Origin of the sequence: Sphingobium sp. Leaf26 (assembly GCF_001421665.1) — a bacterium.
Lineage (GTDB): Bacteria > Pseudomonadota > Alphaproteobacteria > Sphingomonadales > Sphingomonadaceae > Sphingobium.
In genome coordinates this window covers 58,465-72,710 of record NZ_LMKV01000003.1, presented here as the reverse complement: position 1 = coordinate 72,710, position 14,246 = coordinate 58,465, and the positions used below count along the sequence as shown (strand labels likewise).

The following is a 14,246-nucleotide window of genomic DNA, read 5'->3' as shown; positions in this document are numbered from 1 at the left end:
GCAAGGGCATGACGATCCTTCCTCATTCTGGCCCCGCTCTAGCAATATCCCATCCGCGCGATAAGAAAGCATATGGGAAATTCATTATTTCGGATGTGGGATAATCGATGCGTCGTTGGGAGGGGATAGACGAGTTCGTCGCGGTGGCGACGGCGGGCAGCTTCAAGGCGGGGGCCGACGCGCTGGGCGTGTCCACCACCCATATGAGCCGCTCCATCGCCGGGCTGGAGGCGCGGGTGCAGGCGCCGCTGTTCCACCGCACCACCCGGACGGTGCGGCTGACCGATACGGGGCGCGTCTTTTTCGACCATTGCAGCCGCATCGTCGCCGAGCGGGATGAGGCGATCGCGATGATCAGCGAGGGCGGCGAGCCAGAGGGGGACATTCGCATCACCTGCTCCACCGCCATGGGCGAGCGGTTCATCGCGCCGATCGTGCGCCGCTATGCGTCCGCCCATGCCAAGCTGCGGGTGACGATCGACCTGACCAACCGGATCGTCGATCTGGTGGGCGAAGGCTATGATCTGGCGATCCGCACCGGGCAACTGGCCGAATCGCGGCTGATCGGCACGCGCATCGCGTCACGGCGATTCTATAGTTGCGCCGCGCCGGACTATCTGGCGCGCCATGGCATACCGGCGCGGCCCGCCGATCTGGCACGGCATGAATGTCTGGTCGGGACGACGACGCTCTGGCGTTTCCGGCGGAACGGGCGGGAGGAAAGCCTGCGCCCCAAGGGCCGCTGGCGCTGCAACAGCGGCAGCGCGGTGACGGAAGCCGCGCTGGCGGGCATGGGTGTGTGCCAGCTACCCGAATTCTACGTGCTGCCCCATATCGCATCGGGCGCCTTGCAGGAGGTACTGGCGGAATACCGGCCCGACGAGGAACCGATCTGGGCCGTCTATCCGCAGCGCCGCCATTTGCTGCCCAAGATCAGCGGGCTCTCACCTACTTTGAGTAGGCTGCGCTCCGGGTCACGTAAAAACACCATTTTACCTGCGGTGGCCTGCGGCTCGGCTCGCCATCTCCTGAATGTCGATCCGCCCTAGTCGCTCCCTTCCGGCCGGGTAAATTCGAGGAAGCGGCTGTTGCCGGCCTCATCCGTCGATTCCAGCGTCTCGACCAGCGTGTCGAGATACTGGTTCAGCGTCTCCACCTCCTTCGACTTGAGGTCGGAGACGAGATAGGTGGACACCTTGTCGGTCTGTGGGCGCATCAGCCGATAGAGCCGCTGTCCCTCCGCGGTCAGCACCAGTATCTTGCGGCGTTTATTGGCGGGGTCGCGCTCCACGGCGATGCGGCCATGCTTCTGGAGTGCGGCGACCGCGCGCGAGACGCTCATCGGATTGACGCCGGTCATTTCCGCCAGTTCATGGCTGGCCGAATTGGGAAAGCGGCCGAGCAGCATCAGCAGGCGAAACTCGTTGAGGCTGATCTTGTAGCGATGCTCCAGATAGGTGGAGAAGGGCGCCATCAGCTTGTTGGCCAGCCGCAATACGCGGTGCAGCGTATCGGCGGGACTGGTTTCGGCCGGCGCCGACGTCTTCTTGGGCGGGCTGCTGTTCGACATGGTCCTCCGATAGGGCATTTGCCGGCGCGCAAGTCAAGCCGGGTGTGGGACGAGGATCAGCCGACGATCGCGCAACCGACGCTGGTGAACCGTCCGTCCGCGACATGATAATGGATATATTGGCGCATCTCCTGCACCTCTCCCTTTGCGATCGGCATGAACTGGTCGAGGCCGTTGGCGGCCAGGGTGGCGGCGTCGAGATCGCGCGTCGCCTCCACCCGGATGACGCCTTCCAGCGCGACCAGATCGTCGCTGGCGGCGAAGCGTTCGATCGTCAGCGTCTCGATCACATGGGCGTGCAGGAAGCCATAGAAGCGCTTGAACGCCTCCCGCGTGCCAAGGTCCACGCCGAAGAAGCGGATGGCGGCGCCGGGGGCATAGAAATCAAAGACCGTGTCATAGTCGCGATTGTTGAAAGCCTGCGCATAGCGGTCATAATCGGCGCGGGTCATGGCGCTTTCCTCTCCCTGGCTCTTGTTCTTTTAATAACGATCGTTATCGTAGACTGAAAGCAGGCCAACGCGCCAGCGGAAAATAGCGGGAGAGGATGATGGCCTATACGCAGCAAGAGCAGCGCAATCTGGATCTGGTCGAGGCGATGTTCGACCATGTGCTGATACCGATGGACGGCGACGCGGCGGACCGGTTCATCGCACCCGACTATATCCAGCATAATCAGTGGGTGGATACGGGGCTGGAGCCATTGAAAGCGTTCCTGCGCAAGGTGCGCGGCGAGAATCCCGACGCGGTGCATGACATCAAGCGGCGCTTTGCCGATGGCGACCATGTGATCGTCCATTATCATGTGCGGCGGTTCGACGGCGATCCGGGCTTTGCGGTGATGGATATCTTTCGCATCGAGGGCGACCTGATCGTCGAGCATTGGGACGTGGTGCAGGATGTGCCGACGGAAAGCCCCAACCCCTATTCGCCATTCTGAGTCGGGAGAGAGAGCATGCGGTTCAAAGACAAGATCGTGCTGGTGGTCGGCGGCAATAGCGGCATCGGCCTTGCCAGTGCGCAGGCCTTTGCGGCGGAGGGCGGCATCGTACGGCTCACCGGACGCGACCAGGCAACCATCGACGCTGCGGTGGCGGGGACCGACGGCGCGCGCGGATATCGCGCGGATATCGCCGATCTGGATGCGATGGAGGCAGTGATTGCCGACATGGAAGCGCGGGACGGGCGGATCGACACGTTGTTCGTCAATGCCGGCGTGGGCGGTTTCGCGCCGTTGCGCGACCTGACGCCGGCGGATTGGGACCATGTCCATGGCGTCAATCTGCGCGGCTGTGTGTTCGCCATCCAGAAGGCATTACGGCTGATGGGCCGGGGCGGGTCGATCGTGGCGACGGGGTCGATCGGCGGCCATGCCTACGTACCCGGCAACACCGCCTATGCGGCGGCCAAGGGCGGGCTTTATGCGGCGCTGAAGGTGATAGCCGGCGAATTGGTGGCCGAGGGCATCCGAGTCAATCTGGTCAGCCCCGGACCGATCGAAACGCCGCTGCTGCATCGCAATCCGGGCATGAGCGATGCCGATGTGGACAATCTGCGCGAAGCGATGATCGCCGCCGTGCCGATGAAGCGCATGGGCCGGGCGGAGGAAGTCGCGCGCGCCGTCCTGTTCCTGGCATCGGAGGAGGCCAGCTTTATCACAGCCGCCAATCTGTTCGTAGACGGTGGAACGCTTGAATTAGGGTAATTGGGGAGCTTGGATGATGAGTGACATGTTTTCGACGCTGGACAATCCGCGACTGGAATTTGCGATGGAGGTGCGGCTGCAATTCCCGCGCGTGCAGACCATCGTCAACACCCCGATGGGCGGCAATCGCAGCGCCGTCTATGTCGATGGCGGCACGTTCGAGGGACCAAGGATAAAAGGCACAGCGGTGCCGGGATCGGGCGGGGACTACGCCTATTTCCGGCCGGACGACGTTGCCGTGTTCGACGCCCGCTACATGCTGGAGGAGGAGGATGGCACGCTGATCCTGCTCAACAATCGCGGCTTCCTGTGGGGGCGCAAGCCTGACACGATGCAGAAACTGCGCGACTGGGCCTTTGCCGACGGTGCGCCGGTGGAGCAGCAGGATTATTATCTGCGCGGCAATCCCAGTTTCGAATGTCCCGTCGGCAAGCATGACTGGCTGACCAAGCATGTGTTCATCGGCGTGGGCGAGCGGCGGTCGGACGGCAATGTGCTGCGCTATTATGCGCTGACCTGAAACACGGGGCGGTCCAGGGACCGCCCCCATATCTTCAAAGAGAAATCAGCGCGTCCAGCGCGATCGCGCCCTGACCCTGCGGGTAGACGATCACCGGGTTGAGATCGACCTCGCTGATCGCCGGGGTGGCCGCGACCATCTGGCCAAGACGCTGGACGATGTCGGCGACAGCGCCGATATCCATCGCCGGCGCGCCCCGGAAACCATCGAGCAGCGGCGCCATGCGCAGGGTACGGATGTGTGCGATGATCGCCTCGCGGGTCAGGTCGGGCGGGAGCAGGCAGACATCGTGCAGCAGTTCCGCCGCGACGCCGCCGAAGCCGACGAGGATCGTCGCACCCCAATGCGGATCGTTGCGCGCACCCACGATCAGTTCGACACCCTTGGCCGCCATCCCCTCCACCAGCACGCCGTCCAGCACGAGGCCTGGGCGCGAGGCGGCGAGATTGGCCATCAGCCGGTCCCAGCCGGCCGCGACCGCATCCGCATCGCCCAGATTGATGATGACGCCGCCGGCATCGCTCTTGTGCGGCAGTTCAGGCGACTGCGCCTTGAGCACCACCGGATAGCCGAGGCGACCGGCGGCGGCGACGGCTTCGGCCGCGCTCTGCGCCAATTCTAAAGCGGGGAAGGCGATGCCCTGCGCCCCCATGATCGCCTTGGAGCGATGTTCGGGGATGGTGCTGCCGACCTGCGACAGGCCATCGACCGGCTGGGCGTCGAGCGGGGCGACTACCGCGTCGCGCCGGCGATGGGCGGCGATGCGAGCGAGCGCGCGGAGCATGCGTTCGGCGGTCGGCAGATAAGTGACGCCAGCTTGACGCAGTGCGGCAAGGTCGTCGGCGAAGACGGCGCCGCCTTCATCGACGCCGCCGACGATGATCGGCTTGGTGTCGCCGATGGCCGCCAGCGCATCCAGTACCGCCTTGAACTTCACATGCGATGTGCCGGTGTCGGTCTGGATCAGGGTGAGCAGGATCGTGCCGATCCGCTCGTCCTGCGCCAGTGCGGCGAGGGTGCGGCCATAAAGGCCGGGATCGACCAGCCCCTGAGCGGTGATGTCCATCGGGTTGGTGACGGGCACGAAATCGGGCAAAGCCGCGCGCAGGGCCGGGCTGTCCGCATCGGTCAGTTTCGGCAGGTCGAGGTCGACCGCTTCAGCCAGGTCCAGCATCATCGCCTTGAACGCGCCGGATTCGGCGACGATGCCGGTGCCGCCCGCCCCGGCTTCCGGCGAACGGGCGAGGATTTCGACGATGTCGCCCAGTTCCTCCAGCGAGTCCGCCAGAATGACGCCGGCGCGCTGGACATGGACGGCCATGACGGCATGGTCGCCCGCCATCGCGCCGGTATGGGTGGCGGCGCTTTCCGCACCCGCGACGCTGCGGCCGGGATGAAGCAGGACGACCGATTTGCCCGCCGCCTTTGCGGCGCGGGCGGCGGCGAGGAAGCGGGCGGGGTCGCGGACATGCTCGGCGATCAGGGCGATGACGGCGGTGTCGGGCTGGTCGACCAGATAGGCGAGATAATCCTCGATCCCGCTCGCCGCTTCGTTACCGGTCGAGATGTAGCAGTTCAAGGGCACGTCGCGATGGATCATCGTCGTCGCCAGTACGGCCGCCATGGCGCCCGATTGCGACACGATGCCGACGCGGCGATCGCCCTGCGCCTTCGCCTCAGGCATTTCGATGAAGGTCAGCGAGACATTGTCGCGGAAATTCACGAGGCCAAGGCAGTTCGGCCCCTCCACCACCATGCCGCTTTCACGGGCGATGCGCGCGATTTCCTGCTGGTCGGCCAGGCCCTGCGGCCCATCCTCGGCAAAACCGGCGGAGAAGATGACGGCGGCGCCCACACCCTTGCGCGCCAGGCCACGGATGGCGTCCAGCACGCCGACGCGCGGGATGGCGAGAACAGCGACATGGACACCCGTTGGCAGGTCATCGACCGATGCGACGCAGGGCCGGCCGCCAATCTCCGTCCGCTTGGGATTGACCAGATGAATGTCGCCGTCAAAGCCCTGCCGCACCAGATTGGCCAGCACAGATGCGCCCAGCGCGCCGGGCTTGTCCGACGCGCCGATGATCGCGACCGAGCGGGGCCGGAGCAGGCAGTCGAGCGAGGCAGGCGGGAAGCGCCGGTCCAATGTCGCCGGTCCATCCATCAAAGCAGCTTCCGTCACGCCCACCTGTCTCCCGTTCGCGCGGTCGCTTTTGTCGAATCAACCGCCTGTTTCGCGTAGATTGTGCGCCAAGGATACAATTTGTGCAAGCGGCCTTGTCGTCAATCCTCGTCGTCTTCCGGTGTCGGGGCAGGACCGAGTCGGATGAGCAGCGCGCGCAGCGTCTTGAGTTCTTCCGCGCTCAGTCGCTGGGTCATGCGCGCGTCCGACTGGCGCACGGCGGCCAGCATCGCCTCCAACTGGCGCGCGCCTTCCGGCAGCAGCATCAGCGCGTTGGTGCGCAGGTCGCGCCCCGGTCGCCGCTCCACCAGCCCCTTGTCCGCCAATATGTTGACCAGCTTCATCGCGCTGGATCGGTTGATGCTGAGTGCCCGGCCCAGCGCGGTCTGGTCGCAGCCCGGATTGTCACGGATCAGGATGAGTGCGGTCATCTTCGCCGGCGACAGATCATGGGCGGCCAGCGCCGCGCGTGCATCCGTTTCCATCAGCAGATTGGCCCGCTGCACGCGATAGCCGACGAGCGACTGGAGATCGGCCCCCTGTTTCATCCCTTCACTATACCCCTTGCCAATATTGTATCCCTAGCGCACAAATATATGCTACAGCCAGCCGGGCCGAATTGCGATAGGCAATGCCATCCCGATGGCCCGGAATAATGGGAGAGCGAGACATGGATCATGAATTTCGGATGCTGATCGACGGCGAACTGGTCGCCGGTGTCAGCCAGTTCGACGTTGTAAACCCGGCGACGGCGCAAGCTTTCGCCCAATGTCCCAAGGCGGACGAGGCGCTGGCCGAGCGTGCCATCGCGGCGGCCAAGAAGGCCCAGCCCGGCTGGGCAGCCCTGCCGGTCGAGGAACGCGCGGCGCTGACCAACAAGCTGGCCGACGCGCTGGAAGCGCGGATCGGCGAGTTCGCCAGCCTGCTGACCGCCGAACAGGGCAAGCCGCTGGATCAGGCCGGGTATGAGATCATGGGCAGCGTCTTCACCCTGCGCGCCTTCGCCGCGATGCGGGTGGAACCCAAGGTGCTGCGGGATGAAGGCGGCAACAAGGTGATCGAGCATCGCACTCCGCTGGGCGTCGTCGCGTCGATCACGCCGTGGAATTTCCCGCTGATCCTGCTGATGAACAAGCTGGGGCCGGCCTTGGTGACGGGCAATACCATGGTGTCGAAGCCCGCGCCGACGACGCCGCTGACCACCTTGTTGTTCGGCGAACTGGCAAAGGACATATTGCCGGCCGGCGTGTTCAACATCGTGTGCGACCAGAATGAACTCGGCCCGCTGCTGACCGGGCACAAGGATGTGGCCAAGGTCGCCTTCACCGGATCGACCGCGACCGGCAAGAAGGTGATGGCATCCTCCGCCGGCACGGTGAAGCGAGTGACGCTGGAACTGGGCGGCAATGACGCCGCGATCGTGCTGGACGATGTCGATGCACGCCAGGTGGCGAAGAAGGTCTATCAGGGTGCGATGACCAATGCCGGGCAAATCTGCGTCGCGGTGAAGCGCGCCTATGTCCCTGCCCCGCTTTATGACGATTTCTGCGATGAGCTGGCGAAGCTGGCCAAGGAAGCGATCGTCGATGATGGCGCCAAGCAGGGCACGACCATCGGCCCGGTGCAGAACAAGATGCAGTTCGACAAGGTGAGCGCGCTGATCGCCGACGCCAAAACGCGCGGCACGGTGCTGGCGGGTGGCGAGCCGCTGGACCGGCCGGGCTATTTCATCGCGCCGACCATCGTGCGCGACCTGCCCGAAGATGCGCCGCTGGTGCAGGAAGAACAGTTCGGCCCGGTGCTGCCCGTGCTGAAATATGACGATATCGCCGATGTCATCGCCCGCGCCAACGACAGCGACTATGGTCTGGCCGGCACGGTGTGGGGCAAGGATGTCGAGCGCGCGACCCAGGTCGCGATGCAGATCGATACGGGCACCGTCTGGGTCAACCAGCATCTCGCGATCGACGCCAACATCCCGTTCCGCGGAGTGAAGCAATCGGGACTGGGCGGCGAACTGGGCGAGGCTGGCCTGCTGGAATATACCCAGGCGCACATCGTCAATATCGTGGCACTCGAAGACGCCTGACGATCGACTCCCGCATTATGGCGAAGGGACCGGCGAAGCATAGCGCTTCGCCGGTCCCTTTTTTTGATATTATCCGCTTCGCCATGTCACATATTCGGAACATTCGGTCGTGCGCGCACCATAGCCTGATGCCCTGATGACGATCCGTGCCGATGCAGCCCGGACGTCGCCAACGATACAGCGTCATGCCCCCCTTGCCATGAATGATATATTGTATCATATGCGGCCGGGCAGCGTGGCGGGAACAGGGACCGGGGTTATGAACAGCATATCGGGGCAAGCGCCCACCATGGGCTTTCAGGTCAGCGCATCGCCGGTCGCCGCTGCAAAGGCGCGCACGCGGCTGATCGCGATCGACGCGCTGCGCGGTTTGGTGATGCTGTTCATGCTGGTCGATCATGTCCGCGAAACATGGTTCCTGCATTTGCAGGTCACCGATCCCGTTGACGCGAATATAACCGATCCGGGCCTGTTCTTCACGCGCCTCCTCTCCACCTTCTGCGCACCGACTTTCGTGGCGCTCACGGGCCTGTCCGCCTGGCTCTATGGCCAGTCGCACAGCAAGGGGCAGGTGTCGGAATTCCTGCTGAAGCGCGGGCTTTTCCTGATCTTTCTGGAATTTACGGTGGTGGGCTATGCCTGGCCGACCCAAGCCCCCGCCTTCCCGCCGACGGCGATCTGGTTGCAGGTGATCTGGGCGATCGGCATCAGCATGGTGGCGCTGGCCGCGCTGCTGCACCTGCCGCGCCCGGCGCAGTTCGCAGTCGGCCTGGCCATCGTCTGCCTGCACAATCTGCTCGACCCGATCCGGCTGACGGCGGAGTCGCCCTGGTTCGTCCCGTGGGCGATCCTGCACCAGCGTGAGAAGCTGGAACTGGCCGGCACCATGGTCAAGACGACCTATCCGATCCTGCCGTGGATCGGCGTCATCCTGCTGGGCTATGCCTGCGGGCCATGGTTTGCGCGTGGCAGCGATCCCACTCCGCGTATTCGCCGCCTTGCCATGCTGGGCCTTGGCCTGATCCTCGGTTTCGTCGCCATCCGTTATGTGAACGTCTACGGCGACAAGCCCTGGTTCATGGCGGAAACGCCGCTGCGCACGGTGATGAGCTTCCTCGCCTTGACCAAATATCCGCCGTCGCTGCTGTTCCTGATGCCGACCATCGGCACGGGCTGTCTGTTGCTCGCCCTGTTCGAACGGTTCGAGGGCAGCAAGGCGATGCCGACGCTCGCCATGCTGGGCGGCGCGCCGATGTTCTATTATGTGCTGCACCTCTATGTGCTCAAGCTGCTCTATAATGTCGCGCTGCTGCTCTACGGCCCGACCAAGGGCACCGTGTTCGGCGTCGATCATCTGCGTTGGGTGTGGATCTGGGTCTTCATCCTGATCCCGGTCCTCTATTTCCCCACCCGATGGTTCGCGCAGCTCAAACAGCGGCGCAAGGACATATGGTGGCTCAAATATCTCTGACGGTCCTGCGTCGGGTCGCCTGGGCCGCCTTCCATTCGGAAGGCGGCCATTTTTCCCACATTTTTGCGGCTTTCGACGGCGAAATCGGGCGCAGCATTTTCGTGCCGTAGCGGCATCGGATTCACAATTTTGCGCCGTCCGATGAGCCAAGTTTGACGTAATATTTCCGTCACTCAACCTAGCCTCGTTGCTGAGAAGAGGTGGAAAATCACCCAAGGGCCGGCCCCGACAACAGGACAAAGTCCGCGGGGGAATAACAGAGACAACCGGTCCCCCACGTTCGCAGGACATAAGGGAACAGTGATTTTATAAGGGGTTACAGCATTATGCGCACGTTATCCACCCTCCGTCTGGCCTGTTTGGCCAGCACCGCCGCCATCGCCTTTTCCTCGATCGCCCAGGCCCAGGAGCCGGCAGCAGCAGAAAAGGCCGACGGTGAAATCATCGTCACGGGCCTCAAGCGCCAATATTTCGGCGACACGCCGGTCAAGGAAATCCCGCAGGCCGTCCAGTTCCTGGAAGGCAAGCTGCTGAACGACCTCAACATCACCCGCCTCGACACCGCGCTGGAACTGGCAAGCGGCGTGTCGAAGCAGAATAATTTCGGCGGCCTGTGGGACAGTTTCGCCATTCGCGGCTTTGCCGGCGACGAGAATTTCCCGAGCGGCTTCCTGGTCAACGGCTTCAACGGCGGTCGTGGCTATGGCGGCCCGCGCGACGCATCGAACGTCGAGCGGATCGAAGTGCTCAAAGGTCCGAACGGCGCGCTCTTCGGCCGCGGCGAACCGGGCGGCACGGTCAACATCGTGACCAAGAAGCCGACCTTCGATCAAGGCGGCCACTTCGCCATTTCAGGCGGCAGTTGGGAAACCTATCGGGTCGAAGGCGATTATAATCTGCCGCTGAACGACAGCATCGCCATCCGCATCAATGGCTCCGCCGAAAAGGCCGAAAGTTTCCGCGACACGGTGGAAACGCAGAAATATACGCTGACTCCGTCCGTTCTGCTCAAGCTATCGGACAAGGACATCTTCACCTACGAACTGGAATATGTGAAACAGGAAGTGCCGTTCGATCGCGGCGTGGTGGCGATCCCGACGGTCACGGCGAGCGGCACTACCTACAAGCTGGGCGCCATCCCCAATTCGCGCTTCCTGAGCAACCCCAATGACGGCCCGATCAAGATCGGCGTGCTGGGCCATCAGGCGCAGTATCAGCATGATTTCAGCGACGATTGGACGCTGATGCTGGGCGCGGGCTACAAGGACACGACGTTCGAGGGCTATTCCAGCGATCCCGAACTGGCGCTGGGCCGTCAGCTGATCGACAATGACGGGCGCACCCTGTCGCGCCAGCGCCGCTATCGCGACTATAGCACCACCCATATGGTGTTCCGCGGGGAAATCAGCGGAAAGCTGGAAACCGGCTCGATCGTGCATAATATCCGCGTCGGTGGCGATTGGGATAGGTTCAAGATCAAGACGTTCCAGTTGCGCTATCGCCCTACCGCCGCAGACCAATCCTATTCCATCGACATCTTCAACCCCGATTACAATATCGCCGCGCCGACTCCGACGGCGGTCATTCAAAATTCGACCGAAGTTCAAAAAGCATGGGGCATTTACGCACAGGACCAGATCGAGATTACGGAGCAGTTCAAGGTCCGGTTCGGCGGTCGTTACGACGATTTCAGCCAGAATATCGACAACCGCCTGGGCACCACCAATCCGGCGTCCTACACCAAGTTCAGCCCGATGGCCGGCCTGGTGTTCGAACCGACCAGCAGCCTGTCGTTCTACGCCAGCTATGGGAAGGGGTTCCGGCCGAATAGCGGCGTCGATGTGAACAACAATCCCTTCGCCCCGGAAATCAGCAAAAGCTATGAAGTCGGGGCGAAGTTCGTGACGCCGGATGGCAAAATCACCAGCACATTGTCGCTCTACAAGATGAAGAAGAGCAATGTCCTGACCGCCGACCTGCTGACCGGCCTGTCGATCGCGGTCGGCGAGGCCAAGAGCCAGGGCGTGGAGTTCGACGTCAACGCCAAGCTGCCCGCCGGGTTCGAGCTGTTCGCGACCTATGCCTATACCGACGCAGGCTGGGCCGACGACTATGTTTCCGCCGGGGTGTTCAAGAACGATCCTTTGCTGAACATTCCCAAGCATCAGGCCAATATCCTGTTGTTCAAGAATTTTGCGATCGGCGATCATGAAGCGATGCTGGGCGCGGGTGTGACCCATCTCAGCAAGCGGCTGGGCCAGACGGCGGCGGATTTCTATCTGCCCAGCTACACCATCGCCAAGATACTGGGATCGTTCAACGTCACCGAGCAGATCAAGCTGTCGGCGGATGTGAACAACCTGTTCGACAAGAAATATTATGCCAGCTCCTATGCGGCGCTCTGGGTCCAGCCGGGCACGCCGCGCTCGTTCACGGTGCGGGCGAGCTTCGACTTCTGATGGCATAGGTCGGGGCGCGCCCGTCCCGACCCCGGCCGCCGGCATCTCTTTCCTCCACGCTCTGGGCATCCAAGCCTTGGGCCTGCGAGCGATGGAGATGCCGGTGGTATTGTCTTTTCGACCGCAAGAGGCGCTGCATGACCCGCGCGACATGGCTCCGCATTCACCGCGTCCTTGGCCTTGCCATGGCGGCGTTCCTGCTGGTTCAGGCGCTGACCGGCGCTTTGCTGCTCTATCGCGGACCGGTTGCGCGAATGATCGATCCCGTCGGCATGACAAGCCGGGCGACCGGCCGCGCTTATTCTGCCGGTCGCGCAGTCGAACAGGCTGGCCATGCCATGCCCGGCTATCACGTAACGCGCCTTTTCGCACCGGATGCCCAAGACGCGACCTGGTTCGCGCAGTTGAGCGACGATAGCGGACGGACGCGCTATGCGTCGGTCGATCCGACCGGCGGACGCGTGCTGCGCGCGGGTCGTCTGGTGCATTTCCCCGTCGAGGCCGCGTTACAGATCCATTATCGTCTGATCGCGGGCAAAGCCGGCATGACCATCGTCGCGCTGAATGCGCTCGCCCTGCTGACGATGGCGGTGAGCGGCCTCGCTTTCTGGTGGCCCAAGCGCAATCCGGGCAAGGCGCTGGCTATCCGCTGGACGCTGTCCCCGCGACTTGTGTTGCGACAGGTGCATCGGACGATCGGAGTCGTGGCGGCCGCTTTGCTGGCGCTGCTCGCCGTTACCGGCCTGATGCTGGTGCTGCCCGAAAGTGTCGGCAACGACGCGACGGCAGCGCCGATTGCCGCGCCCGCCACCGCGATCGACCGTAGCCTGACACTGGCGCAGAGCGCTTTTCCTAACAAAAGCCTGCGCGACGTTCGGATCGACGGCGACCGCCTGATCGTCAACTTCCACGCTCCCGAGCGCAACAGCCGCGCCGTGCATCGCGCCATCGTCACCCTCCGCCTGCCCCATATCATCAGCGCCGTCCGCGCCGAGCAGAATGGCGCGCTGTGGATGATCGTCCTGCCCGTCCATAGCGGCGAGGCGATCGGCCCGGCTGGTCCGGCGCTGCTGCTGATCGTCGCGCTTGCCCTCGCAACGCTCGCGCTATCCGGCCCCGTCATGTGGTGGCAAGCTGCCGCCCGGCGTCGCCGCCCCGCTCGAAAGATAACTGCATGACCCTGCTCTACACATCCGATCCCGAACGCGGCCGCATCTGGCGCGGTATTTTCGCGGCGGAGGCGCCGGATATCGCCTTTGTCGATCCAGCCCAGCCCTATGATCCGGCCGCGATCCGCTATCTCGCCGCCTGGGCGCCGTCCGCCGAACTGATCGCCAGCCTGCCCAATCTGGAAATCCTGTTCTCGATCGGCGCGGGTATCGACCAGTTCGACATGATGGTCCTGCCACCCCATATCCGGGTCGTGCGCATGATCGAGCCGGGCATTACGGCTGGCATGGTCGAATATGCGACCATGGCCGTGCTGGCGCTGCACCGGAACCTGATCGACTATCGCGAGGCGCAGAAAGAGGCGCGCTGGGCACCGATCAAGCTGAAGCCTGCTGGCGAGCGGCGGATCGGCGTGATGGGCCTCGGCAATCTGGGACAGGCGGTGTTGCAGGCGCTCAAACCCTTCGGCTTCCCGCTGTCGGGATGGAGCCGGTCGGGCGGCGCGATCGAGGGTGTGGACTGTCATGCGGGCGCGGACGCGCTGCCAGCCTTTTTGGGCCGGTGCGACATCCTGATCTGCCTGCTGCCGCTGACCGAAGAGACGCGCGGCATCTTGTGCCGGGACAGCCTGTCGAAACTGCCACAAGGCGCAGCCCTCATCAATGTGGGACGGGGACCGCATCTGGAGGAGCATGATCTGCTGTCCCTGCTCGACGAAGCGCATCTTTCAGGCGCCGTGCTGGACGTGACCGACCCCGAACCGTTGCCAGCCGACCATCCGTTCTGGGCGCATCCGCGCATCATGATCACGCCGCATATCGCCAGCATGACCCGCCCGGATGGCGCAGCACGCGCGCTCATCGCCAATATCCGGCGCTTTTCCGCGGGCCAGCCGATGGATGGCGAAGTCGCGCGCGACCGGGGCTATTGAGCGTGCGACATTCCATGCCGCACATCCGTGCCGGATCGGGCTTTTCCGCTATGATCCCGCGCATATCGAACGCACGAAAGCGGCACGGCAAATGATGCCGAATGCCATGCCATAAAAGGCCGGAATCTGCCCCTCGACCCGAACCAATC

The 14,246-nt window shown here is 63.6% G+C and carries 13 protein-coding genes; 9 read left to right on the top strand and 4 right to left on the bottom strand.

Features of this window, described 5'->3' with window-relative positions; all coding sequences use genetic code 11:
* The first annotated feature begins 107 nt into the window (after positions 1-107).
* A complete protein-coding gene (locus tag ASE85_RS05780) occupies positions 108-1,049 on the top strand; it encodes a LysR family transcriptional regulator (protein ID WP_056685027.1) in 942 nt (313 codons plus the stop codon).
* On the opposite strand, the gene ASE85_RS05775 is transcribed toward ASE85_RS05780, so the two are convergent.
* Together ASE85_RS05775 and ASE85_RS05770 are read right to left on the bottom strand one after the other, a co-directional pair.
* On the bottom strand, positions 1,046-1,570 hold the full coding sequence (locus ASE85_RS05775; protein ID WP_235523280.1) for a MarR family winged helix-turn-helix transcriptional regulator: 525 nt from the start codon (positions 1,568-1,570) through the stop codon (positions 1,046-1,048). The genes ASE85_RS05780 and ASE85_RS05775 overlap by 4 nt on opposite strands.
* A 56-nt stretch (positions 1,571-1,626) precedes the next feature.
* Complete coding sequence (locus tag ASE85_RS05770; RefSeq protein ID WP_056685021.1) at positions 1,627-2,022, bottom strand: nuclear transport factor 2 family protein; 396 nt, start codon at positions 2,020-2,022, stop codon at positions 1,627-1,629.
* 95 nt (positions 2,023-2,117) lie between these two features.
* Here ASE85_RS05770 and ASE85_RS05765 point away from each other — a divergent pair, with 95 nt between their 5' ends.
* The 3 genes from ASE85_RS05765 to ASE85_RS05755 are packed head-to-tail and all read left to right on the top strand — an operon-like array spanning position 2,118 to position 3,795.
* Positions 2,118-2,510 (top strand): nuclear transport factor 2 family protein, encoded by a 393-nt coding sequence (locus tag ASE85_RS05765; RefSeq protein WP_235523273.1) that lies wholly within the window; start codon positions 2,118-2,120, stop codon positions 2,508-2,510.
* Between the two features lie 15 nt (positions 2,511-2,525).
* Positions 2,526-3,275 (top strand): SDR family oxidoreductase, encoded by a 750-nt coding sequence (locus ASE85_RS05760; RefSeq protein ID WP_056685018.1) that lies wholly within the window; start codon positions 2,526-2,528, stop codon positions 3,273-3,275.
* A gap of 16 nt (positions 3,276-3,291) precedes the next feature.
* A complete protein-coding gene (locus ASE85_RS05755) occupies positions 3,292-3,795 on the top strand; it encodes a DUF3237 domain-containing protein (protein WP_056685015.1) in 504 nt (167 codons plus the stop codon).
* Between the two features lie 34 nt (positions 3,796-3,829).
* Here the strand turns inward: ASE85_RS05755 and ASE85_RS05750 are convergent, their stop codons facing one another.
* Positions 3,830-5,959, bottom strand: coding sequence for an acetate--CoA ligase family protein (locus tag ASE85_RS05750; protein ID WP_156358225.1), 2,130 nt, complete (start codon positions 5,957-5,959; stop codon positions 3,830-3,832).
* A gap of 119 nt (positions 5,960-6,078) precedes the next feature.
* Positions 6,079-6,525 carry a MarR family winged helix-turn-helix transcriptional regulator gene (locus tag ASE85_RS05745; protein ID WP_056685012.1) on the bottom strand — a complete coding sequence of 149 codons (447 nt, stop codon included), beginning with the start codon at positions 6,523-6,525 and terminating at the stop codon, positions 6,079-6,081.
* A 122-nt stretch (positions 6,526-6,647) separates the two neighbouring features.
* On the opposite strand from ASE85_RS05745, the gene ASE85_RS05740 reads away from it, so the two are divergent.
* The 5 genes from ASE85_RS05740 to ASE85_RS05720 all read left to right on the top strand — a co-directional run bounded on the left by ASE85_RS05740 (position 6,648) and on the right by ASE85_RS05720 (position 14,097).
* A complete protein-coding gene (locus ASE85_RS05740; protein WP_056685009.1) occupies positions 6,648-8,066 on the top strand; it encodes an aldehyde dehydrogenase family protein in 1,419 nt (472 codons plus the stop codon).
* Positions 8,067-8,325: 259 nt separating this feature from the next.
* Positions 8,326-9,537, top strand: coding sequence for a DUF1624 domain-containing protein (locus ASE85_RS05735; RefSeq protein ID WP_082462687.1), 1,212 nt, complete (start codon positions 8,326-8,328; stop codon positions 9,535-9,537).
* A gap of 326 nt (positions 9,538-9,863) precedes the next feature.
* The gene (locus ASE85_RS05730) at positions 9,864-11,996 is read left to right on the top strand and encodes a TonB-dependent siderophore receptor (protein ID WP_056685003.1); all 2,133 of its coding nucleotides are present in this window, start codon (positions 9,864-9,866) and stop codon (positions 11,994-11,996) included.
* Between the two features lie 137 nt (positions 11,997-12,133).
* On the top strand, positions 12,134-13,174 hold the full coding sequence (locus ASE85_RS05725) for a PepSY-associated TM helix domain-containing protein (protein WP_056685000.1): 1,041 nt from the start codon (positions 12,134-12,136) through the stop codon (positions 13,172-13,174).
* Positions 13,171-14,097: a 2-hydroxyacid dehydrogenase gene (locus ASE85_RS05720; RefSeq protein ID WP_056684997.1), complete on the top strand. Its 927-nt coding sequence runs from the start codon at positions 13,171-13,173 to the stop codon at positions 14,095-14,097. The genes ASE85_RS05725 and ASE85_RS05720 overlap by 4 nt, the downstream gene beginning before the upstream one ends.
* Positions 14,098-14,246 lie beyond the last annotated feature (149 nt).

Excerpts from the sequence above, each read along its gene's own strand:
- ASE85_RS05740 (WP_056685009.1), top strand. The coding sequence starts at position 6,648 with ATGGATCATGAATTTCGGATGCTGATCGACGGCGAACTGGTCGCCGGT.
- ASE85_RS05765 (WP_235523273.1), top strand. The coding sequence starts at position 2,118 with ATGATGGCCTATACGCAGCAAGAGCAGCGCAATCTGGATCTGGTCGAG.
- ASE85_RS05725 (WP_056685000.1), top strand. The coding sequence starts at position 12,134 with ATGACCCGCGCGACATGGCTCCGCATTCACCGCGTCCTTGGCCTTGCC.
- ASE85_RS05775 (WP_235523280.1), bottom strand. The coding sequence starts at position 1,570 with ATGTCGAACAGCAGCCCGCCCAAGAAGACGTCGGCGCCGGCCGAAACC.
- ASE85_RS05755 (WP_056685015.1), top strand. The coding sequence starts at position 3,292 with ATGAGTGACATGTTTTCGACGCTGGACAATCCGCGACTGGAATTTGCG.
- ASE85_RS05780 (WP_056685027.1), top strand. The coding sequence starts at position 108 with ATGCGTCGTTGGGAGGGGATAGACGAGTTCGTCGCGGTGGCGACGGCG.
- ASE85_RS05750 (WP_156358225.1), bottom strand. The coding sequence starts at position 5,959 with ATGGATGGACCGGCGACATTGGACCGGCGCTTCCCGCCTGCCTCGCTC.
- ASE85_RS05720 (WP_056684997.1), top strand. The coding sequence starts at position 13,171 with ATGACCCTGCTCTACACATCCGATCCCGAACGCGGCCGCATCTGGCGC.
- ASE85_RS05760 (WP_056685018.1), top strand. The coding sequence starts at position 2,526 with ATGCGGTTCAAAGACAAGATCGTGCTGGTGGTCGGCGGCAATAGCGGC.
- ASE85_RS05735 (WP_082462687.1), top strand. The coding sequence starts at position 8,326 with ATGAACAGCATATCGGGGCAAGCGCCCACCATGGGCTTTCAGGTCAGC.
- ASE85_RS05745 (WP_056685012.1), bottom strand. The coding sequence starts at position 6,525 with ATGAAACAGGGGGCCGATCTCCAGTCGCTCGTCGGCTATCGCGTGCAG.
- ASE85_RS05730 (WP_056685003.1), top strand. The coding sequence starts at position 9,864 with ATGCGCACGTTATCCACCCTCCGTCTGGCCTGTTTGGCCAGCACCGCC.
- ASE85_RS05770 (WP_056685021.1), bottom strand. The coding sequence starts at position 2,022 with ATGACCCGCGCCGATTATGACCGCTATGCGCAGGCTTTCAACAATCGC.